The sequence below is a fragment of the Rhizobium sp. WW_1 genome (genome assembly GCF_003610155.1).
In the GTDB taxonomy this organism is placed as follows: domain Bacteria; phylum Pseudomonadota; class Alphaproteobacteria; order Rhizobiales; family Rhizobiaceae; genus Rhizobium; species Rhizobium tropici_A.
Map to the genome: position 1 here is coordinate 1 of NZ_RAIN01000009.1, position 19,155 is coordinate 19,155.

Below are 19,155 nucleotides of genomic sequence, written 5' to 3' on the forward strand. Positions count from 1 at the left end.
CCCACACCATGCCGCTCGAAGACATCAACAAGGGCTTCGACCTCATGCATTCCGGAAAGAGTGTCCGGGGCGTCGTGATCTATTGACGGCTTCAAGCCACGAAAGAAACGTATGCGGCGCATAAAGAATACGCCGCATATAGCTGAAAAGATTTGATATTATGATTTATGTCGATGCCGATGCCTGTCCGGTCAAGCCGGAGATCCTGAAGGTTGCCGAACGCCACGGCATCGAAGTGACCTTCGTCGCCAATTCCGGGCTGCGGCCGTCGCGAGATCCCATGGTGCACAACGTCATTGTCTCCAATGCCTTCGACGCCGCCGACAATTGGATCGCCGAGCACGCCGGCGCCGGCGACATTGTCGTCACGGCCGACGTGCCGCTTGCCGGCCGTTGCGTTGCGACCGGAGCACTGGTAACGGGGCCGACCGGTCGCATCTTCGACAAGACGAATATCGGCATGGCGACGGCCATGCGCGATCTTGGCGCTCACCTTCGCGAAACCGGTGAAAGCAAGGGCTACAACGCCGCCTTCTCACCGCGCGACCGTTCCGCCTTTCTCGAAACCTTCGACCGGCTCTGCCGACGTTCGAAAACCAACTAAACGCCTGGAGACCAGCCGTGAACATCATTTCCCAAAACACCGCCTTCGGCGGCATGCAGGGTGTCTTCTCGCATGAGTCCGAAGCCTGCAAATGCGAGATGACCTTTGCCGTCTTTGTGCCGCCACAGGCGATCAAGGAGCCCAGGCCGGTCCTCTGGTATCTCTCCGGCCTCACCTGCACGCATGCCAACGTCATGGAAAAGGGTGAATACCGCCGCATGGCCGCCGAACTCGGCCTGATCATTGTCTGCCCCGACACGAGCCCGCGCGGCAATGACGTGCCGGACGAACTGACCAATTGGCAGATGGGCAAAGGCGCCGGCTTCTATCTCGACGCCACCGAGACGCCCTGGGCCGAAAACTACCAGATGTACAGCTACATCACCGAGGAGCTGCCCGCCCTCGTATCAAAGCAATTCCGCGCCGATATGAGCCGCCAGGGCATCTTCGGCCATTCCATGGGCGGCCACGGCGCCATGACGATCGCGCTGAAGAACCCGGATCGCTTCAAGAGCTGCTCCGCTTTCGCTCCCATTGTACAGCCGTCGACAGCCGATTGGTCCGCCCCGGCGCTGGAGAAATATCTCGGTAGCGACAAGGCAGCCTGGCGGCGCTACGACGCCTGCGCGCTCGTCGAAGACGGCGCCTACTTCCCCGAATTCCTGATCGATCAGGGCAAGGCAGACAGCTTTCTCGAAAACGGCCTGCGCCCATGGTTGTTCGAAGAGGCGATCAAGGGCACCGATATCGGCCTGATGCTACGCATGCACGAGCGTTACGATCACTCCTACTACTTCATCTCGTCCTTTATGGATGATCATCTGACGTGGCATGCCGAGCGGCTGGAAAAGTAAGGGTGGCACGATCGCCTTGAAATAAGGAGGCGATAAAGGCATATAGGAAACGCGCAGACGACTGCGGCGGCCGGCATCCAAAACCGGCCGTAGACATCGCGGGGACGGCCTCGCTCTTAACGAAGGAGCGTAAAATGGCTTGGTTCCTGCTTTTCCTTGCAGGCTTGTTCGAAATCGGCTGGGCAGTCGGCCTGAAATATACCCATGGCTTCACACGACTGACGCCGACGATTTTCACCATCATATCCATGATCATCAGTATCGCATTGCTTGGCCTGGCGGTGAAGACGTTGCCCATGGGCACGGCCTATGCCGTCTGGACCGGCATCGGTACGGTCGGCACGGTTCTGCTCGGCATTTGGCTGCTCGGCGATCCCGCGACATTGGTCCGTCTGTTTTGCATCGGCCTGATCGTGGCTGGCATTGCCGGCCTCAAATTCGTGGCCTGACAGAGCTGCCATCATCGGCGCTGGCGATTGTCCAGCGCCCAATGTCCCGGTCCGGAAAACACCAAAAACAGAAAGATGAAGCAGAACAATATGGCGCCGTCGCCCTCATTGTTCGCCGGAAAGAAATTGATGGGCATATGCACCGTGAAATAAGCGATCGCCATTTCGCCGCTAAGTAGAAAGGCGACGGGACGCGTGAAAAGCCCGAGCAGGATCAGGACGCCACCGACGAGTTCGATAATCCCCGCCACGAAGAACAGCGTCGTGATCGCATAGGGTGCCGGCGGAAAGCCGAAGAGTTTCTGCGTGCCATGCTCGATGAACAGGATTGCGGTCACGATTCGCAAGACAGCAAGAGCGGCGGGCTGATAGGACGACAGGCGCTCGGAAAGGGACATGAGGATCTCCGTTCGATAGGGGATGCGAAGGAGATCCTGTCAAAGATACTCTCGCTTCACCGACAACGGAGTGAACACGCAAGAGACGAATTTATTCGCCGGACCCAACGATCAGCCGGGCCCGGCGAGGAGGCCGATTACTTCTTGTTGTTGTCGATCGCCAGAAGGCCGGGGCCTGCGAAGATCAGGAACAGGAAGATGAAGCAATAGAGGATCGCTGCGTCGCCGCCATTGTTGGCCGGGAAGAAATTCTTCGGATAATGCGCCATGAAATAGGCGACTGCCATGTTGCCGCACAAGATGAATGCGACCGGGCGGGTAAAGAAGCCGACGATCGTCGCCAGTCCGCCGACGACTTCGATGATACCCTGAACCAGAAGCAGGGTCGGCAGCGGGCTTGGGAATTGGCCGCCGGGCGGAAAGCCGAAAAGCTTCTGAAGGCCATGTTCGATGAACAATACGCCGGTGACGATACGCAATACGGTAAGAGCATAGGGCTGATATTGATTCAGCCGATCGGAAAGCGCCATGTTAAACTCCAGTTTTAACTCCCCCACGACGAAGCAATAGAGTGGACGAGCATGAACGTGAAAACACGGCTTCTGACGTCCAATCAAATTTCCGTGTAAAATCTGTGACTTGTTGTCACAGACTTATAACGGGATGTTGTCGTGCTTCTTCCAGGGGTTGGTCAAATCCTTGTTGCGCAGCATCCTCAGTCCCTGCGCCAGCCGCCGCCGGGTGGAGCGCGGCATGATGACCTCGTCGATATAGCCGCGCTCGGCGGCAACGAACGGCGACAGGAAGCGATCCTCATACATCTTGGTATGCGCCGCAATCTTCTCGGGATCGGCAATATCCTTGCGGAAGATGATCTCGACCGCACCCTTGGCGCCCATGACGGCGATCTGCGCCGTCGGCCAGGCGTAGTTGAGATCGCCGCGCAAATGCTTGGAGGCCATCACGTCATAGGCGCCACCGAAAGCCTTGCGGGTAATGACCGTCAGCTTCGGCACGGTCGCTTCCGCATAGGCAAAGAGCAGCTTGGCGCCGTGCTTGATCAGGCCGCCATATTCCTGCGCGGTCCCCGGCAGGAAGCCGGGTACATCGACAAAGGTGACGATCGGAATATTGAAACAATCGCAAAAGCGCACGAATCGCGCCGCCTTTCGCGAAGCGTCGCTGTCGAGAACGCCAGCAAGCACCATCGGCTGATTGGCGACGAAACCGACGGTCGCACCCTCGATGCGCCCGAAGCCGCAGACGATGTTCTTGGCGAAGCTTTCCTGGATCTCGAAGAAATCGCCCTCGTCCGCCACCTTCAGGATCAGTTCCTTGATGTCGTAGGGCTTGTTGGCATTGGCCGGGATCAGCGTGTCGAGCGAGGTATCCGGCGCTGTCACGGATTGATAGGATTCGATCTCCGGAAGGACGGCCGTGTTCGACTGCGGCAGGAAATCGATAAGGCGGCGCACCTGCAGAAGCGTGTCGACATCATTGTCGTAAGCACCATCGGCGATCGAGGATTTCGTTGTATGCACCGAGGCGCCGCCGAGCTGTTCGGATGTCACCGTCTCGTTGGTGACAGTCTTCACCACATCAGGCCCGGTGACGAACATGTAGGAAGTATCGCGCACCATGAAGATGAAGTCTGTCATGGCAGGCGAATAGACGTCACCGCCGGCACATGGCCCCATGATGATCGAAATCTGCGGAATGACGCCGGAAGCCAGCACGTTGCGCTGGAAGACTTCGGCATAGCCGCCAAGTGCCGCGACACCTTCCTGAATGCGCGCCCCACCGGCATCGTAGATACCGATGATCGGCGCCCGGTTCTTCAGCGCCATATCCTGTACCTTGGTGATTTTTTCCGCATGTGCTTCTGAAAGAGACCCACCGAAGACAGTGAAATCCTTAGCAAAAATAAAAACGGTACGCCCGTTGACCGTACCCCAGCCGGTCACGACGCCATCACCGGCGATCTTGCTTTTGTCCATACCGAAATCGGTCGAGCGATGCTCGACGAACATGTCGAATTCCTCGAAGGAACCTTCATCCAGGAAGATGTCGATGCGCTCGCGCGCCGTCAGCTTGCCGCGCGCATGCTGGGCGTCGATGCGCGCCTGTCCGCCTCCGAGCCTTGCTATTTCGCGGCGACGTTCCAGTTCCTGCAGGATTTCCTTCATGCTGCCCTCTCTCCCTCGTCACTCGGGCTTAGCATGGCGCAAGCCTTGTTTAAAGCATCTGCTCAGTCTGCGAGCCGCGGCGTGTTCAGCGAAAAGATGGAGCGGATGCGCGCGGCGATATCTTCCGCCATCAGCTCGTCCGCTGTGGCCGGATCGGGAGCGACGACCTTGACGTCGAACGAAGCCATGGCGATCACGGCACCGCCATCTGGCGCGGCGGCATCGATATTGATCTTCGCGCTGCTGCGGTCGCGATTGAAGCCGCGTGCCTTTCGCACGTCCGTCAGCCTGACGGTGATGGCAACAGGCGGCAATTGCGGACCGAAGGTTGTTGCAGCGATCGCGGCATTGACGCGATCATTGACGGCGGCAACCAACGCCGGTGATGTCGGCGGCAAAGCCTGATCGGCCACGACGGTTGCACTGCGTACAGCATAAGATGGAGGCGGGGGATCGACGGACCAGCTTGAACACGCGGCCAATGCCAAACATCCCACGAGTGCCGACACGGCTCCCGGCCTCAACAACAACATGATCCCTGCCCCGAATTTCCAACCCGCAAGATATGCAGATCGCTATAAAGGACTGAAATCCAACAATATTCAACTGCGAAGCGCGGAAAAAACGTCGGTCGCGGCCTGAAATTCCTCAAAACGCTGTGCACGGCGCTGTTCGGCTTCTTCGTCGCTGCCCCAATGCTCGATTGTCCAATCCTCGTCGAGATGCGCGAGTGACCAGACGTCGGCGAGCGGCAGGAATCCTTCGGCAAAGGCCAACGCCAGGATCGCTGAGCCCGTCAGCGTCGTAATCGTGTGCAGGCTCGCAAGCTCCATCGCCGTATCATATTTGCGCAAGGTAGCGCTGAAGGCCGCAATGGCTTCGCTCGGCTGCTCCTGATGCATGACGCCTTCCGCCAGGATGAAGCGGGCGCCATGGTCGCGCGCGGCCCATTCGATGACCGGGTTCCAGCGTTCCGACTGCCGTTCGACCAGCCGCTCCGGCCCATCGGCGCGGTAGCAAAGCAGATCGCTGCCCGAAAAACGTACGATTTCGTCGAACACGGCTTGGCTTTCGGTCGCAACGCCATCGATAGCCGTGTTGACGAGGCGTGTTACCGGCATGGTGGCGGGATCGATGACATCGAACTGACGCACCCACTCCGCGGCCACCAGCTTGGCAAGCGCCTCCGTCGGCAGCGCCAGGGAGCGTCTTGCCGGCGTCTTCACCACCTTGCCGTCGAGCGCGATGGCATGACCACCCTCGTCCGCGATGATTGTCACATCCTTGTAAAAGCGCTTCGGCAGCGGCTTCTTCATCTGGATCTGCGCGCGCCGGATCGGATCGGGGTGGCTCAGACCTTCGGAGAGATCGTTCAACAGGTCGCGCATGGCGTCACCTCAGAGAATATGGCTCAACAAATCGTTCGGATGGTGGGCGATGGCATCGGCGCCGGCGGCCAGCAGCTCCTCGACCAAAGCGTAACCCCAGGCAACGCCGATGGCCGTCGCACCCGCCGCTTTTGCCATCTGCATGTCATAGATGGCATCACCGATCACAATCGTATCGTGCGGGTCCATGCCGGTTTCATCGCAGCATTCCGTCACCATCGCCGGATGCGGCTTCGACGGGCAATCGTCGGCAGTGCGCGAGACGATGAAATAGGGCGTGAAATCGTTAGCGGCAAGAATATGGGTCAGGCCGCGGCGCGATTTGCCCGTGACCGCGCCAAGCAGCAGTTCATCACGGGCCGCAAGCGTCTCGATCAGCGGCTTGATGCCGTCGAAGAGTGGTGTCTGCATGTCCGCCTCGTCGCGGACTTCCGGAAAGATCGACTTGTAGTGCGCCGTCATGGCAATCGCTTCGTCGTCGACATGCGGCTTGCCCTGCATACGGGCAATGGCGATATCGAGCGTCAGGCCGATGATCGACTTGGTGGCGGAAACATCGGGACGCTTGTAGCCGAAAGCCACGAAAGTCCGCGCCATAACCTCATGGATCAGCCGCACGCTGTCGACCAGCGTGCCGTCGCAATCGAAAAGTACCAGCTTCATTCGTCGTCCGGCTCCCCTGCCGATTCCATATCAAAGCCGAGAAGGTTCCAAGTCTGCACCATATGCGGCGGCAGCGGCGCGGTGACGCGCAGGCGGCCACCCGTCGGATGCGGAATATCGATATGGCGCGCGTGGAGATGCAGGCGCTTTTGGACTCCACCGGGAAAATCCCAGTTAGGATCGTCATCGAAATATTTGGGATCGCCGATGATCGGATGGCCCATGTGCAGCGCATGGACGCGCAGCTGATGCGTGCGGCCGGTATAGGGCTCCATCTCCAGCCAGGCGAGGCTTTGAGCAGCGGTTTCGAGCACGCGGTAATAGGAGATTGCGTGGTCCGCGCCCTCCTCACCGTGCTTGGCGATACGCATGCGGTCGCCATCGGCCGTCGCTTCCTTCACCAGCCAGGTGGAGATCTTATCCTCATGCTTGCGCGGCACGCCCTTGACCAGCGACCAATAGGTCTTCTTGGTGTCGCGTTCGCGAAACGCCGCCGTCAGCTTCTGTGCGGCACCACGGGTGCGCGCGACCACGAGTACGCCGGAGGTGTCCCGGTCGAGACGATGCACCAGGCGCGGCTTTTCACCCTTCTTGCTTGTCCATGCCTCAAGCATCTTGTCGATATGACGGGTAAGGCCGGAACCGCCCTGCACGGCAAGGCCAGCCGGCTTGTTCAGCACATAGACCTTGTCGTCTTCATGAAGCAGCATTCGCGACAGAAGCTCGGCGTCGCCGCCGTGCTTGAGGTCGTTGCCGGCGATCGGACCACTCTTCAGAGCCTTCGCATCGACATCGAGAGGCGGCACGCGCACGATCTGTCCCGGCTGCACGCGCGCATCCGTCTTGACGCGGCCACCATCGACGCGCACCTGACCCGAACGCAGCAGCTTCTGCAGCTGGCCGAAGCCGAGCCCCGGGAAATGCACCTTGAACCAGCGGTCGAGACGCATGCCCGCTTCATCAGGCTCGACCTGTATATGTTCAATCCCGGCCATTCTTCTTCTTTCAAACACCGCGGCATGTCCCCACAAATGCCAAACCTCGTTTGGCGGGATCATGCGAACTCAATTGACGGGACCACGAGCCCCGCAGCCGGAGGTTTCCCGGCCTTTTGACGTGGCTTTAGAGCATTTCGAGGCAAAGTGGAAACCGGAATCGTGCGGCCGATTGATTTTCTGGCTCAGTTTCCCCTAGCCGAGACGACGGGCAGATTGACGTCGACCATGCCCGCCTTGTCGAACATCAACATCACAGGCACCGTGCCACCCTGCTTGAAGGGCGTCTTCACCTGCTTGAACATCATGTGCATCGTATTCGGTGCAAGCGTCACCGTGGCGCCGGCGGGAATGGCGATGCCACCCTTGATCTCGCGCATCTTCATGATCTCACCCTCCATCTTCATCTCATGCAATTCCACCTTGCCGGCGGATGAAGACGTCACGGAGGTCAGCTTGTCATCGGTCTTGCCCGCGTTGTGAATGGTGATGTAGCCGCCGCCGACCGGCTGCCCGGGAAGCATGGCGCGGACGTAGCCGCCGCTGATGTCGAGATCCCCGAGCTTGGCGGAGGCGGAGCCGGCGGGCGCAGCGGCTGCATCCATATGCATGCCCGGCATGGATTTCATCGCGCCGCTGTCCTGTGCTATCGCCCCCGTGACGGAAAGCGAGAATGCGCCGATCGAAATTACCAATGCGGCGGCGTGGTTGCGGTTCATATTCATCTCCTGCCTGTCTCCTCTATCGACCAGAAGGGATAACCGCTCCAATGATTGTTGCAAAGGCCCGTAATCATTGCCAAACGCAGGATTGATCGGCGCGACAAAAATTTGTTCAGCGGCGACACTTGCCCCTTGCCATCTTCGACGAGGACCGGATAATGACACTCGACCCTGTTGGGAGAATCCGGCGCAAGCCGGTGCCGAAGGAGCAACCGCCCCGGAAACTCTCAGGCCAAAGGACCAGCAAGGGGCAGACGGAACTCTGGAGAGAAGCGCGTAAGCGTTCGCCGAAGGGATAACAATCTCAGGCAAACAGACAGAGGGGGCTCATCATCGGGCGCGCTTGCGCCGAAATTGTGAGCTCTGCGCTTCGAAACGAGCGCAAAACCCGGAGGCGTCATTTGGACGAGACCGCTGCCCTCAAGATCACCCCCCTTCATGCCCTGCATGTGTCGCTCGGCGCCCGCATGGTGCCGTTCGCAGGCTATGACATGCCCGTGCAATATGCGCCCGGCGTGCTGAAGGAACACCTCTGGACTCGATCCTCCGCCGGCCTGTTCGACGTGTCGCATATGGGCCAGGTGACGATCCGCGCCCGCTCCGGCAAATATGAGGATGCGGCGCTGGCGCTGGAAAGCCTCGTGCCGGTCGATATTCTCGGCCTCGCCGAGAACCGCCAGCGCTATGGCTTCTTCACCGACGACAAGGGCGGCATCCTCGACGACCTGATGATCACGCATATGGACGACTATCTCTTTGTCGTCGTGAACGCGGCCTGCAAAGATCAAGATCTCAAGCATCTTCAAGATCATATCGGCGACAGCTGCGAAATTACCTTACTTGATCGCGCCCTCATTGCACTTCAAGGACCGCGCGCAGTCGACGTTCTCGCCGAGCTCTGGGCCGACATTGCCCATATGAAGTTCATGGACGTGCGCCATTGTCGCCTCCACGACGTCTCCTGCCTGGTATCGCGCTCCGGCTATAGCGGTGAAGACGGTTTCGAAATCTCCGTGCCTGCTGACAAGGTCGAGGATATCGCCAAGCGCTTGCTCGAGCATCCGGATGTGCAGCCGATCGGCCTCGGCGCCCGTGACTCGTTGCGCCTCGAAGCCGGCCTCTGCCTCTATGGCAACGACATCGACCAGACGACGACGCCGATCGAAGGCGCGCTCGAATGGGCGCTCCAGAAGGCCCGCAAGACGGGCGGCGCCCGTGCTGGTGGCTTTCCAGGCGCAAGCCGTATTCTCGGCGAACTAGATGGCGGCACCACGCGCCGCCGCGTCGGCCTGAAGCCTGACGGCAAGGCGCCGGTACGCGGCCATGCCAAGCTTTATGCCGATGCCGAGGGCAAGAGCGAAATCGGCGAAGTTACCTCGGGCGGCTTCGGCCCGAGCGTCGAATCCCCCGTTGCCATGGGCTACGTGCCGACCGATTTCACCGCGCCCGGCATCACCGTTTACGCTGAAGTGCGCGGCAAGTACCTGCCGGTCGTCGTCAGCGCCCTGCCTTTCATCAAGCCTACCTACAAACGTTGAACGTCTTTTCCAGAGAGGATTACCCATGCTGAAATTCACCGAAGAACATGAGTGGCTGAAGGTCGAAGGCGACGTAGCAACGGTCGGCATCACGGCGCATGCCGCCGAGCAGCTCGGCGACCTCGTTTTCGTGGAACTACCTGAAGTCGGCGCCAGCTTCTCCAAGGGTGGCGACGCGGCAACCGTCGAATCCGTCAAGGCGGCCTCCGAGGTCTATTGTCCGCTCGACGGAGAGATTACCGAAGTCAACGAAGCCATCACGGCCGATCCGGCCCTCGTCAATTCCGACCCGATGGGCGCTGGCTGGTTCTTCAAGCTCAAGCTGAAGAATATCAGCGATCTTGATGGTCTTCTTGATGAATCCGGTTACAAGGAGCTGATCGGATAATGACGACGCCTACAGAATTTACATTCACCGACTACCAGCCCTACGATTTCGCCAATCGCCGCCACATCGGTCCGTCTCCCTCCGAGATGACCGACATGCTCAAGGTGATCGGTTACAAGAGCCTCGACGGCCTGATCGACGCGACGCTGCCGCCTGCCATCCGCCAGAAGACGCCGCTTACCTGGGGCGCGCCGATGACGGAGCGCGAGGCGCTCGACCGCCTGCGCGAAACCGCCAACAAGAACAAGGTTCTCGTCTCGCTGATCGGCCAGGGTTACTACGGCACGATCACGCCGCCGGTCATCCAGCGCAACATTCTGGAAAACCCGGCCTGGTACACGGCCTATACGCCCTATCAGCCTGAGATCAGCCAGGGCCGTCTTGAGGCGCTGCTGAACTACCAGACGATGATCAGCGACCTTACCGGTCTCGATGTCGCCAACGCCTCGCTGCTCGATGAAGCGACCGCCGCAGCCGAAGGCATGGCAATGGCGGAACGCGTCGCCAAATCCAAGGCTAAGGCCTTCTTCGTCGATGCCGCCTGCCACCCGCAGACCATCGCCCTCATCAAGACCCGCGCCGAGCCGCTCGGCTGGACCGTCATCGTCGGCAATCCATTCACGGATCTGGATCCGGTCGATGTCTTCGGCGCGATCTTCCAGTATCCGGGCACGCATGGCCACATCAACGACTTCAGCGGCCTGATCGCTCGCCTGCACCAGACCGGTGCGATCGCCATCATGGCCGCCGATCTCCTGGCGCTGACGCTCTTGAAATCTCCGGGCGAAATGGGCGCGGATATTGCCATCGGCTCCTCGCAGCGCTTCGGCGTTCCCGTCGGGTATGGTGGTCCGCATGCTGCTTACATGGCCGTCAAGGACGACTACAAGCGCTCCATGCCGGGCCGCCTCGTCGGCGTTTCGGTCGATGCGCGCGGCAACCGCGCCTATCGCCTGTCGCTGCAGACCCGCGAACAGCATATCCGCCGCGAGAAGGCGACGTCGAACATCTGCACCGCCCAGGTGCTGCTCGCCGTCATGGCCTCCATGTATGCCGTCTTCCACGGTCCGCAGGGCCTGAAGGCCATTGCCCAGCAGGTCCACCAGAAGGCCGTTCTGATGGCCAAGGGTTTGGAAAAGCTCGGCTATGCCGTCGAGCCGGAAACCTTTTTCGATACGATCACCGTCCAGGTCGGTCACATGCAGGGTCTGATCCTGCGCGCGGCCGTCGCCGAAGGCGTGAACCTGCGCAAGGTCGGTGAAACCAAGATCGGCATCAGCCTCGACGAGCGTACGCGCCCGGCGACGGTGGAAGCCGTCTGGCGTGCATTCGGCGGCGACTTCCGCATCGCCGATTTCGAACCGTCCTATCGCCTGCCGAAGACCCTGCTGCGCACCAGCGAATACCTGGCGCACCCGATCTTCCACATGAACCGCGCCGAAAGCGAGATGACGCGCTATATCCGTCGTCTTTCGGACCGCGATCTGGCGCTCGACCGCTCGATGATCCCGCTCGGCTCCTGCACCATGAAGCTGAACGCGACAGCGGAAATGCTGCCGATCACCTGGCCGGAATTTTCGGACATCCATCCCTTCGTGCCGGCCGACCAGGCGCTTGGCTACCGCGAAATGATTGATGATCTCACGGACAAGCTCTGCGCGGTGACGGGCTATGACGCCTTCTCCATGCAGCCGAACTCGGGCGCGCAGGGCGAATATGCCGGCCTGCTGACCATCCGCAACTACCACATTGCCAATGGCCAGGGTCATCGCGACATCTGCCTCATCCCGACCTCAGCCCACGGCACCAACCCCGCCTCGGCTCAGATGGCGGGCATGAAGGTCGTGGTGGTCAAGGTCAGCGATGACGGCGATATCGACATGGCCGATTTCCGCGCCAAGACCGAGCAATATGCCGACAACCTCTCGTGCTGCATGATCACCTATCCCTCGACGCATGGCGTCTTCGAGGAAACGGTGAAGGAGATCTGCGATCTCGTGCACAAGCATGGCGGTCAGGTCTATCTCGATGGCGCCAACATGAACGCCATGGTCGGCCTCTCGCGTCCGGGTGATATCGGCTCCGACGTCAGCCATCTGAACCTGCACAAGACCTTCTGCATTCCGCATGGCGGCGGCGGTCCCGGCATGGGTCCGATCGGCGTCAAGGCGCATCTGGCACCTCACCTGCCCGGCCATCCGGAAACGGACGGCCGCAGCGGTGCGGTCTCGGCGGCAGCCTTCGGTTCGGCCTCGATCCTGCCGATCTCGTGGAGCTACTGCCTGATGATGGGCGGCGAAGGCCTGACGCAGGCGACGAAGGTGGCGATCCTCAACGCCAACTACATCGCTGCCCGCCTGAAGGGTGCTTACGACGTGCTCTACAAGTCCAAGGACGGACGTGTGGCGCATGAATGCATCATCGACACCCGCCCGCTGGTCGCAAGTGCCGGCGTCACGGTCGACGACGTCGCCAAGCGCCTCATCGATTGCGGCTTCCATGCACCGACCATGAGCTGGCCGGTTGCCGGCACGCTTATGATCGAGCCGACCGAATCGGAAACGAAGGCCGAGCTCGACCGCTTCTGCGAGGCGATGTTGGCGATCCGCGAGGAGGCTCGTGCCATCGAGGACGGTCGGATGGACAAGACCAACAATCCGCTGAAGAACGCCCCGCATACGGTGGAAGATCTCGTCGGCGAATGGGATCGCCCCTATTCGCGCGAGCAGGCCTGCTTCCCGCCCGGTGCCTTCCGCGTCGACAAATACTGGTCTCCGGTCAACCGCATCGACAATGTCTATGGCGACCGCAACCTGATCTGCACCTGCCCGCCGCTCGAATCCTACGCTGAGGCTGCAGAATAGGATTTTTGCCAAAAAGCGAAGCGGTTCAGTCGCTTCGCAGGCAATAGACATAAATCTATTGCGAAACTTGTCTAAGAAAACGCCGCGTGTCCGAAAGGATGCGCGGCGTTTTTGATGACGCGGCAACGGGGCCTGGAATTCAGACTTATGCCGGAACAGCCGGAAATTCATTTCGTCAACGGGCGAGCCGAATACTCTTCCTCCCCATTGCTTCTCTTGCATGGCAGCAGCGGAGACGAAACCTCGCTTATCCCTCTTGCCGACGCTGTCGCGCCGCAGCGACCTTACATGGCGCTACGCGGTCCGGTGGTTTGGGAATCGGGCTTTGCCTTCTTCCGCCGCAATCCGGATCGGAGTCTGGACCACGCAGATCTCGACAGGCGAACCGACGATATTTGCAGGTTCCTCGCAAGAGCATTGGAAGAAAATCTGCTCGAGCGGCCGCCCATACTGCTCGGCTTTTCAAATGGCGCCATCATGGCCGCTTCGATCCTATTTCGGCAGCCTCGACTGGTATCCGCCGCGATTTTGATGCGACCGCTTTCGCCGAATCCGAATGCGGATTTTCCGCCACTCGCCGCATTGCCTGTCCTGATCACCTCGGGCGAACACGACCAGCGCCGCGAGCCTGGTGATGCTGAAATCATGAAAAATCAATTTGCAAATGCCGGTGCGGATATCAGCGCACATGTGCTGGCGACCGGACACGACCTGCATCAGGACGAGATCGGCATTATCCGCGATTGGCTCATACGGAAAGGCATATGACATGAACAAGGAGATTTCCCTGAGCACCGACAATCCCGACACTTACATCGCAGCCGCCTTCGAAACGGATGATCCGGCCTCCATCGCGAAGGCATTGGGTGAAGTCGCCCGCATGCGCAACATGAGCAAGCTCGCCAAGGACGTCGGCATGAACCGCTCGGCGCTCTACCGTGCACTGAGCGGAGATGGAAATCCGGAATTCGCGACGATCCTGAAAGTTGTCAAGGCACTGGGGCTCAAGCTGACGCCGGTGCCGGCTGCAAATTAAGAACGACAACTGACCCTGGAAGCGCCGCTAACCGATCGCCTCTTCGAGCAGAAGAAGCACCAGAAAGCCCGCGAAGAACATCGCCGTCACCCAAGGACGATCAGGTGTTTCGTGGGCCTCGACCAATAATTCTTCCGTGACGAGATAGAGCAGTGCGATTAGCCCGAACGCGAAGAATCCGGTCAGTATCGGGTCGGGCAACAAGGCGATCGGCGTCCCGAGCAGCGCGCCGATCGGCAACAGCAGCGCTAGCGCCGCGGTGATTGCGACGATTTTGGCACGGGAGCGCACGCTCTCGCCAAGCTCGTTCGCCACGGTCAGACCAAGGAACAACACCTCGATCGTCAGGGCGATCGTCAGCAGCAGGCCGACCTTCGGCCCGGCTGCAAACCCGATGCCGAGCACGAGGCCGTCGATCAGGATGTCGATGCCGATGGCTGCCAGCAGTCCAACCGGTCCCTTGGCCCAGTTTTCCAGTTGCTTGACCAGCAGCATGACGCCAACACCGATGGCGCCGCCAATGACCGTCGCTAAGGGAGAACCTCGATGCATGACATCGGGCAGGATTTCACCGGCGGCCGCGGCAAAGACGACGCCGGCCGCAAAGTGCTGGATGGCACTGACAAGATTGGGCCCTGGCCGCGTATTCACCGCGACGGCAGCGCCAGCAATGGCAGCGCCAGCCGGAATCAATGTGTAAACCCACGCCGCAGCCGCCATAAGGTCCCCCATTGCCTGCCTTCGATATTACCCGGCAAAGCCGGAAGCCAGGGAGGCGGCAAACAAACCGAGGCGTGCTTCGATAAAAGCACGAAATGCAGCGAGGGAAAATACGGTGACCCGGCTTTAAGCGGGTTGCGCTGCCTGACGTTGAGCAGCCAGGGCAGCAAGATCTGCGGGCTTCAATTCGACGGATTCACCGCAGCCGCAGGCCGATGTCTGGTTCGGATTGGTGAAAATGAAGCCGGAGCGCAGCGTGGTGACTTCGAAACCCATTTCCGTGCCGAGCAAATAGAGTACGGCCGAAGGCTCGACCCAGACCCTGGCGCCATCGCGCTCGATCAGATCGTCCTTCGCGTTCGGCTCTGTTACCAGGTCGATGGTATATTCCATGCCGGCGCAGCCGCCCTTCTTGATGCCGACGCGAACGCCCTTGGCATCGGGACCGGAATTCTCGACGATTGCCTTGACGCGGCTCGCCGCCGCATCCGTCATGCTCATGATTGCAAAGCCCATGGGCTCATTCTCCTTCCGCAACCGGGGTCAAGATCCGGCGCTTCGAGTCTCAATGTAAAGCCGGCGGCCTAAAGCTTCAATACCAGCCGACGGCGACCTGCGCTTCTTCCGACATGCGATCCGGCGTCCACGGAGGATCGAAGGTCATGCTGACGTCGACGCCGGAGACGCCTTCGACGGCGCCGACGGCATTTTCCACCCAGCCGGGCATTTCACCGGCAACCGGGCAACCGGGCGCGGTGAGCGTCATGACGATCTTCACCATGCGGTCGTCCTCGATATCGATCTTGTAGACCAGGCCGAGTTCGAAGATATCGGCGGGAATTTCCGGATCGTAGACCGTCTTCAGCGCGGAGATGATGTCGTCGCTGAGGCGCGCCAGCTCATCTTCCGGAATGCTGGAATGCACGATCCCGTCGCGCACATCGATCTTCTGTTCGCTTTCGTCGAGTGACATCGCTTGCCTCCTCAGGCAAAGAATTTCCGTGCATATTCCAGTGCGTCGGCCAAGGCATCCACCTCGGCGCGCGTATTGTACATGCCGAACGATGCACGGCATGTGGAGGTGACGCCGAAGCGTTTCAAGAGAGGCTGGGCGCAATGGGTGCCGGCACGAACCGCAACACCCTGCCGGTCGATCACCATCGAAACGTCGTGGGAATGAATTCCCGCAAGTTCGAAGGAGAAGATGCCGCCCTTGCCGGGCGCAGTACCGATTACGCGCAGGGAATTGATATCCCGCAGCCTTTCCGCCGCATAGGCAGCCAGATCGGCCTCATGACGCGCAATAGCCTCGCGGCCGATGCTGTCCATGTAATCGAGCGCGTAGCCGAGGCCGATCGCCTGCACGATCGGCGGCGTGCCCGCTTCGAAGCGGTGCGGCGGCTCATTATAGGTGACGTTTTCCTCGGTGACGTCGAAAATCATCTCGCCGCCGCCCTGGAACGGCCGCATCTCGGTAAGCCGCTCCTTCTTGCCATAGAGCACGCCGATGCCCGAGGGGCCGTAGAGCTTGTGACCGGTCATGACGTACCAGTCGCAATCGATATCCTGCACGTCGACGGGCATATGCACGGCACCCTGCGAGCCGTCGATCAGGACGGGAATGCCGCGCTCATGGGCGATGCGGCACACTTCCTTCACCGGAACGACGGTTCCGAGCGCGTTCGACATATGGGTAATGGCAACAAGCTTGGTGCGCTCGGTGAGGCTCTTCTCGAAATCCTCGATATGGAACGCGCCTTCGTCATCGACAGGCACCCAGACGAGCTTGGCGCCCTGCCGCTCCCGGATGAAATGCCAGGGAACTATGTTGGAGTGATGCTCCATGATGGAGACGACGATCTCATCACCCTCACCAATCTTCGGCATACCCCAACCATAGGCGACCGTATTGATCGCCTCCGTGGAGTTCTTGGTGAAGACGATATCGTCGACCGACGGCGCATTCAGGAAGCGGCGCACCTTTTCACGAGCCGCCTCATAGGCTTCCGTCGCCGCATTGGAGAGGAAGTGCAGGCCGCGATGCACATTCGCATATTCGTTGGAATAGGCATGCGAGATGGCATCGATGACGACCTGCGGCTTCTGCGCGGAGGCGCCGTTGTCGAGATAGACCAGCGGCTTGCCGTGCACCGTTTTCGCCAGGATCGGGAAATCCCGGCGAATGGCTTCGACGTCATAGGCCGTTGCCGGCATGATCTTGTCCACGAGCTTTGCCTCCAATCAGGCGTGCTTTTCCAGCCAGGCGGAGATAACGCCTTCCAGCGCCTCGACCAGGGCTTCGTCTTCCAGTTCCTCGACGATCTCGGCCACGAAGGCATTGACCAGCATGGCGCGAGCCTTGTTCTCCGGAATACCGCGCGCCATCAGATAGTAGAGATGGTTCTTGTCGATATCGGCGACAGTGGCGCCATGGCCGCACTGCACGTCGTCGGCGAAGATTTCGAGCTCGGGCTTTACCGAAAACTCGGCATCGTCGGACATCAGCAGCGTGTTGCAGGCCATCTTGGCGTCGGTCTTCTGCGCATCCGGTGCGACCCGGATCATGCCCTGAAAGACGCCGCGTGCGCGATCGAACACCACATTGCGGATGACTTCCGTGGAACCGGTGTTCGGAACATCATGGCCGAGCACCATCGTCACGTCCGTATGGGTATCGCCACCGAGCAGATTGATGCCGCGAAGCGTCAGATCGGCGCCCTCACCCGATACCTTGATGTACAGCTCCTGACGAACAAGCTTGCCGCCGGCGTTGATGACAAACAGTTTCAGCTTGGCATCTTCCCCAAGATCGATGCGAAGCTGACCGAGATGCGTGTCCTCGCTGCCCTGCTCCTGCAGGATGATCCAGGTGATTTCAGAGCCTTTGCCGATCTTGACTTCGCTGACCGAGGAAACCAGCGCAGCCGCGCCTTCGACCGCGTGGTGACGCTCGATGAAGGTCGCCTTGACGTCGGCGCCGAAGGAAATCGGAAGACGGCTGTGAATCTGTCCGCCGGCATGCACGAACTGCACTTCCAGAGGCACGTCGAGTTCGGTGCCATCGGGGAAATCGATGACGTAACCGTCGCGCACGAAGCTCGCATTGATGCGGCCGATAGCGTCGTCGTTGCCGAGCGCTTCGAGACCGACAGCGGCCGTGCCGTTGATCAGGCTATCGGCATAGCGGCCAATTGTCAGATTCTTGACAGCGGCCTTTTCGCTCGCCTTGCCCTGGAGAAGGGTAACGACCGAAGATCCTTCGACCATCGGCGGCAGCGCGGCGGCGAGGCCCTTGCCGATATCGCTCGGCACCAGACGCAGCAGGTTCTTGAAATCGGTGTAATGCCAGGCCTCGACGCGGCGCGTCGGCAGGCCTGCGGTCTTCAGCTCGTCCAGCAGGCGGTCGCGGACGGCGAAGACTTCGCCATCGCCGGGCAGATCGCCCATCTGGTCGTTATACGCCTCGATCAGCGCCGTCTCGGCTGACGTCAGGCGGTTCGTCGTCTGAATGTTCATCGACGTGTCCTTTCCGCCTCGATCAGGCTGCAGCGCCGATGATGTCGGCATAGCCGTTGGCTTCGAGTTCATGCGCCAGCGTCTTGTCGCCGGACTTGATCACCTGGCCCTTGTAGAGGACGTGAACGGTGTCCGGAACGATGTAGTCGAGCAGGCGCTGGTAATGGGTGATGACGATCACGGCGCGATCGGGCGAACGCAGCGCGTTGACGCCATCGGCCACGATCTTCAGCGCATCGATGTCGAGGCCGGAATCGGTTTCATCGAGCACGCAAAGCTTCGGCTCGAGCAGCGCCATCTGCAGGATTTCAGCGCGCTTCTTCTCACCGCCGGAGAAGCCGACGTTCAGCGGGCGCTTCAACATGTCCATGTTGATCTGCAGCTTGCCGGCAGCATCCTTGACGCGGCGGATGAAATCCGGCGTCGTCAGTTCGTCTTCGCCACGCGCCTTGCGCTGCTCGTTCAGCGCCACCTTCAGGAACTGCATGGTGGCAACGCCGGGGATTTCGACCGGGTACTGGAAGGCCAGGAAGATACCCTTGGAGGCGCGCTCGGCAGCGTCGAGCTCGAGAATGCTCTCGCCGTTATAGAGGATGTCACCCTCGGTGACTTCATAGTCGCTGCGGCCGGCGAGAATGTAGGAGAGCGTCGATTTGCCGGAGCCGTTCGGGCCCATGATGGCGGCAACTTCGCCTGCCTTCACGGTCAGGTTCAGGCCGCGGATGATCTCGGTGCCGTCTTCGGCGATACGAGCGTGCAGGTTCTTGATTTCAAGCATTTTAGTATCCTATCGCAGGAATGAGTGTGCGGCGCGCGTGGCGCGCCAAAGCTATT

At 60.3% G+C, this 19,155-nt stretch carries 22 protein-coding genes and 2 riboswitches; of the genes, 8 read left to right on the forward strand and 14 right to left on the reverse strand.

The features are described 5' to 3' along the window. The first annotated feature begins 160 nt into the window (after nt 1–160). From BJ928_RS24260 to sugE, 3 genes are all read left to right on the forward strand, one after another. Entirely contained in the window at nt 161–604 is a 444-nt protein-coding gene (locus BJ928_RS24260) for a YaiI/YqxD family protein (RefSeq protein WP_047633203.1), read from the forward strand. A gap of 17 nt (nt 605–621) precedes the next feature. Next, entirely contained in the window at nt 622–1,458 is an 837-nt protein-coding gene (gene fghA, locus BJ928_RS24265) for an S-formylglutathione hydrolase (protein WP_047633201.1), read from the forward strand. A gap of 134 nt (nt 1,459–1,592) precedes the next feature. Then, nucleotides 1,593–1,907 (forward strand): quaternary ammonium compound efflux SMR transporter SugE, encoded by a 315-nt coding sequence (gene sugE / locus BJ928_RS24270; protein WP_047633199.1) that lies wholly within the window; start codon nt 1,593–1,595, stop codon nt 1,905–1,907. An 11-nt stretch (nt 1,908–1,918) separates the two neighbouring features. Here the strand turns inward: sugE and BJ928_RS24275 are convergent, their stop codons facing one another. The 8 genes from BJ928_RS24275 to BJ928_RS24310 all read right to left on the reverse strand — a co-directional run bounded on the left by BJ928_RS24275 (nt 1,919) and on the right by BJ928_RS24310 (nt 8,256). Further along, a complete protein-coding gene (locus tag BJ928_RS24275; RefSeq protein ID WP_047633197.1) occupies nt 1,919–2,305 on the reverse strand; it encodes a DoxX family protein in 387 nt (128 codons plus the stop codon). A gap of 137 nt (nt 2,306–2,442) precedes the next feature. Then, on the reverse strand, nt 2,443–2,835 hold the full coding sequence (locus BJ928_RS24280) for a DoxX family protein (protein ID WP_034477484.1): 393 nt from the start codon (nt 2,833–2,835) through the stop codon (nt 2,443–2,445). A gap of 123 nt (nt 2,836–2,958) precedes the next feature. After that, complete coding sequence (locus tag BJ928_RS24285; RefSeq protein ID WP_047633195.1) at nt 2,959–4,491, reverse strand: acyl-CoA carboxylase subunit beta; 1,533 nt, start codon at nt 4,489–4,491, stop codon at nt 2,959–2,961. 62 nt (nt 4,492–4,553) lie between these two features. Continuing rightward, complete coding sequence (locus BJ928_RS24290; RefSeq protein ID WP_348628251.1) at nt 4,554–4,904, reverse strand: hypothetical protein; 351 nt, start codon at nt 4,902–4,904, stop codon at nt 4,554–4,556. Nucleotides 4,905–5,093: 189 nt separating this feature from the next. Continuing rightward, nucleotides 5,094–5,879 (reverse strand): ATP12 family chaperone protein, encoded by a 786-nt coding sequence (locus BJ928_RS24295; protein ID WP_047633193.1) that lies wholly within the window; start codon nt 5,877–5,879, stop codon nt 5,094–5,096. Nucleotides 5,880–5,888: 9 nt separating this feature from the next. Continuing rightward, nucleotides 5,889–6,542, reverse strand: a complete 654-nt coding sequence (locus tag BJ928_RS24300; protein WP_047633192.1) for an HAD-IA family hydrolase — start codon at nt 6,540–6,542, stop codon at nt 5,889–5,891. After that, the gene (locus BJ928_RS24305; RefSeq protein WP_047633191.1) at nt 6,539–7,537 is read right to left on the reverse strand and encodes an RluA family pseudouridine synthase; all 999 of its coding nucleotides are present in this window, start codon (nt 7,535–7,537) and stop codon (nt 6,539–6,541) included. The genes BJ928_RS24300 and BJ928_RS24305 overlap by 4 nt, the downstream gene beginning before the upstream one ends. Nucleotides 7,538–7,722: 185 nt before the next feature. Beyond that, on the reverse strand, nt 7,723–8,256 hold the full coding sequence (locus BJ928_RS24310; RefSeq protein ID WP_047633245.1) for a copper chaperone PCu(A)C: 534 nt from the start codon (nt 8,254–8,256) through the stop codon (nt 7,723–7,725). A gap of 168 nt (nt 8,257–8,424) precedes the next feature. Continuing rightward, nucleotides 8,425–8,508: riboswitch (glycine riboswitch) on the forward strand. 3 nt (nt 8,509–8,511) lie between these two features. Beyond that, nucleotides 8,512–8,589, forward strand: a riboswitch (glycine riboswitch). Nucleotides 8,590–8,660: 71 nt separating this feature from the next. On the opposite strand from BJ928_RS24310, the gene gcvT reads away from it, so the two are divergent. From gcvT to BJ928_RS24335, 5 genes are all read left to right on the forward strand, one after another. Beyond that, entirely contained in the window at nt 8,661–9,797 is a 1,137-nt protein-coding gene (gcvT, locus tag BJ928_RS24315) for a glycine cleavage system aminomethyltransferase GcvT (RefSeq protein ID WP_047633190.1), read from the forward strand. Nucleotides 9,798–9,822: 25 nt separating this feature from the next. Next, nucleotides 9,823–10,185, forward strand: coding sequence for a glycine cleavage system protein GcvH (gene gcvH / locus BJ928_RS24320; RefSeq protein WP_004108766.1), 363 nt, complete (start codon nt 9,823–9,825; stop codon nt 10,183–10,185). Further along, complete coding sequence (gene gcvP, locus BJ928_RS24325; protein WP_047633189.1) at nt 10,185–13,049, forward strand: aminomethyl-transferring glycine dehydrogenase; 2,865 nt, start codon at nt 10,185–10,187, stop codon at nt 13,047–13,049. Before gcvH ends, gcvP begins: the two co-directional genes overlap by 1 nt. 114 nt (nt 13,050–13,163) lie before the next feature. Then, a complete protein-coding gene (locus BJ928_RS24330; RefSeq protein WP_245432524.1) occupies nt 13,164–13,817 on the forward strand; it encodes an esterase in 654 nt (217 codons plus the stop codon). Nucleotide 13,818: 1 nt separating this feature from the next. After that, nucleotides 13,819–14,085, forward strand: a complete 267-nt coding sequence (locus BJ928_RS24335) for an addiction module antidote protein (protein ID WP_047633185.1) — start codon at nt 13,819–13,821, stop codon at nt 14,083–14,085. Nucleotides 14,086–14,112: 27 nt separating this feature from the next. On the opposite strand, the gene BJ928_RS24340 is transcribed toward BJ928_RS24335, so the two are convergent. From BJ928_RS24340 to sufC, 6 genes are all read right to left on the reverse strand, one after another. Then, complete coding sequence (locus BJ928_RS24340) at nt 14,113–14,805, reverse strand: transporter (RefSeq protein ID WP_047633184.1); 693 nt, start codon at nt 14,803–14,805, stop codon at nt 14,113–14,115. Between the two features lie 126 nt (nt 14,806–14,931). After that, entirely contained in the window at nt 14,932–15,321 is a 390-nt protein-coding gene (sufA, locus tag BJ928_RS24345; RefSeq protein ID WP_047633183.1) for a Fe-S cluster assembly scaffold SufA, read from the reverse strand. Between the two features lie 76 nt (nt 15,322–15,397). Next, complete coding sequence (locus tag BJ928_RS24350) at nt 15,398–15,778, reverse strand: SUF system Fe-S cluster assembly protein (protein WP_047633182.1); 381 nt, start codon at nt 15,776–15,778, stop codon at nt 15,398–15,400. 11 nt (nt 15,779–15,789) lie between these two features. Beyond that, nucleotides 15,790–17,031 (reverse strand): cysteine desulfurase, encoded by a 1,242-nt coding sequence (locus BJ928_RS24355; RefSeq protein ID WP_047633244.1) that lies wholly within the window; start codon nt 17,029–17,031, stop codon nt 15,790–15,792. 15 nt (nt 17,032–17,046) lie between these two features. Next, nucleotides 17,047–18,321 (reverse strand): Fe-S cluster assembly protein SufD, encoded by a 1,275-nt coding sequence (gene sufD / locus BJ928_RS24360; RefSeq protein WP_047633181.1) that lies wholly within the window; start codon nt 18,319–18,321, stop codon nt 17,047–17,049. A 22-nt stretch (nt 18,322–18,343) separates the two neighbouring features. After that, the gene (gene sufC, locus BJ928_RS24365) at nt 18,344–19,099 is read right to left on the reverse strand and encodes a Fe-S cluster assembly ATPase SufC (protein ID WP_047633180.1); all 756 of its coding nucleotides are present in this window, start codon (nt 19,097–19,099) and stop codon (nt 18,344–18,346) included. Nucleotides 19,100–19,155: the final 56 nt, after the last annotated feature.

What these genes read in the sequence shown, in the direction of transcription:
- BJ928_RS24260 (WP_047633203.1), top strand. Translation starts at nt 161, where the DNA reads ATGATTTATGTCGATGCCGATGCCTGTCCGGTCAAGCCGGAGATCCTG.
- sugE (WP_047633199.1), top strand. Translation starts at nt 1,593, where the DNA reads ATGGCTTGGTTCCTGCTTTTCCTTGCAGGCTTGTTCGAAATCGGCTGG.
- BJ928_RS24275 (WP_047633197.1), bottom strand. Translation starts at nt 2,305, where the DNA reads ATGTCCCTTTCCGAGCGCCTGTCGTCCTATCAGCCCGCCGCTCTTGCT.
- BJ928_RS24280 (WP_034477484.1), bottom strand. Translation starts at nt 2,835, where the DNA reads ATGGCGCTTTCCGATCGGCTGAATCAATATCAGCCCTATGCTCTTACC.
- BJ928_RS24285 (WP_047633195.1), bottom strand. Translation starts at nt 4,491, where the DNA reads ATGAAGGAAATCCTGCAGGAACTGGAACGTCGCCGCGAAATAGCAAGG.
- BJ928_RS24295 (WP_047633193.1), bottom strand. Translation starts at nt 5,879, where the DNA reads ATGCGCGACCTGTTGAACGATCTCTCCGAAGGTCTGAGCCACCCCGAT.
- BJ928_RS24300 (WP_047633192.1), bottom strand. Translation starts at nt 6,542, where the DNA reads ATGAAGCTGGTACTTTTCGATTGCGACGGCACGCTGGTCGACAGCGTG.
- BJ928_RS24305 (WP_047633191.1), bottom strand. Translation starts at nt 7,537, where the DNA reads ATGGCCGGGATTGAACATATACAGGTCGAGCCTGATGAAGCGGGCATG.
- BJ928_RS24310 (WP_047633245.1), bottom strand. Translation starts at nt 8,256, where the DNA reads ATGAACCGCAACCACGCCGCCGCATTGGTAATTTCGATCGGCGCATTC.
- gcvH (WP_004108766.1), top strand. Translation starts at nt 9,823, where the DNA reads ATGCTGAAATTCACCGAAGAACATGAGTGGCTGAAGGTCGAAGGCGAC.
- gcvP (WP_047633189.1), top strand. Translation starts at nt 10,185, where the DNA reads ATGACGACGCCTACAGAATTTACATTCACCGACTACCAGCCCTACGAT.
- BJ928_RS24330 (WP_245432524.1), top strand. Translation starts at nt 13,164, where the DNA reads ATGACGCGGCAACGGGGCCTGGAATTCAGACTTATGCCGGAACAGCCG.
- BJ928_RS24335 (WP_047633185.1), top strand. Translation starts at nt 13,819, where the DNA reads ATGAACAAGGAGATTTCCCTGAGCACCGACAATCCCGACACTTACATC.
- BJ928_RS24340 (WP_047633184.1), bottom strand. Translation starts at nt 14,805, where the DNA reads ATGGCGGCTGCGGCGTGGGTTTACACATTGATTCCGGCTGGCGCTGCC.
- sufA (WP_047633183.1), bottom strand. Translation starts at nt 15,321, where the DNA reads ATGGGCTTTGCAATCATGAGCATGACGGATGCGGCGGCGAGCCGCGTC.
- BJ928_RS24350 (WP_047633182.1), bottom strand. Translation starts at nt 15,778, where the DNA reads ATGTCACTCGACGAAAGCGAACAGAAGATCGATGTGCGCGACGGGATC.
- sufD (WP_047633181.1), bottom strand. Translation starts at nt 18,321, where the DNA reads ATGAACATTCAGACGACGAACCGCCTGACGTCAGCCGAGACGGCGCTG.
- sufC (WP_047633180.1), bottom strand. Translation starts at nt 19,099, where the DNA reads ATGCTTGAAATCAAGAACCTGCACGCTCGTATCGCCGAAGACGGCACC.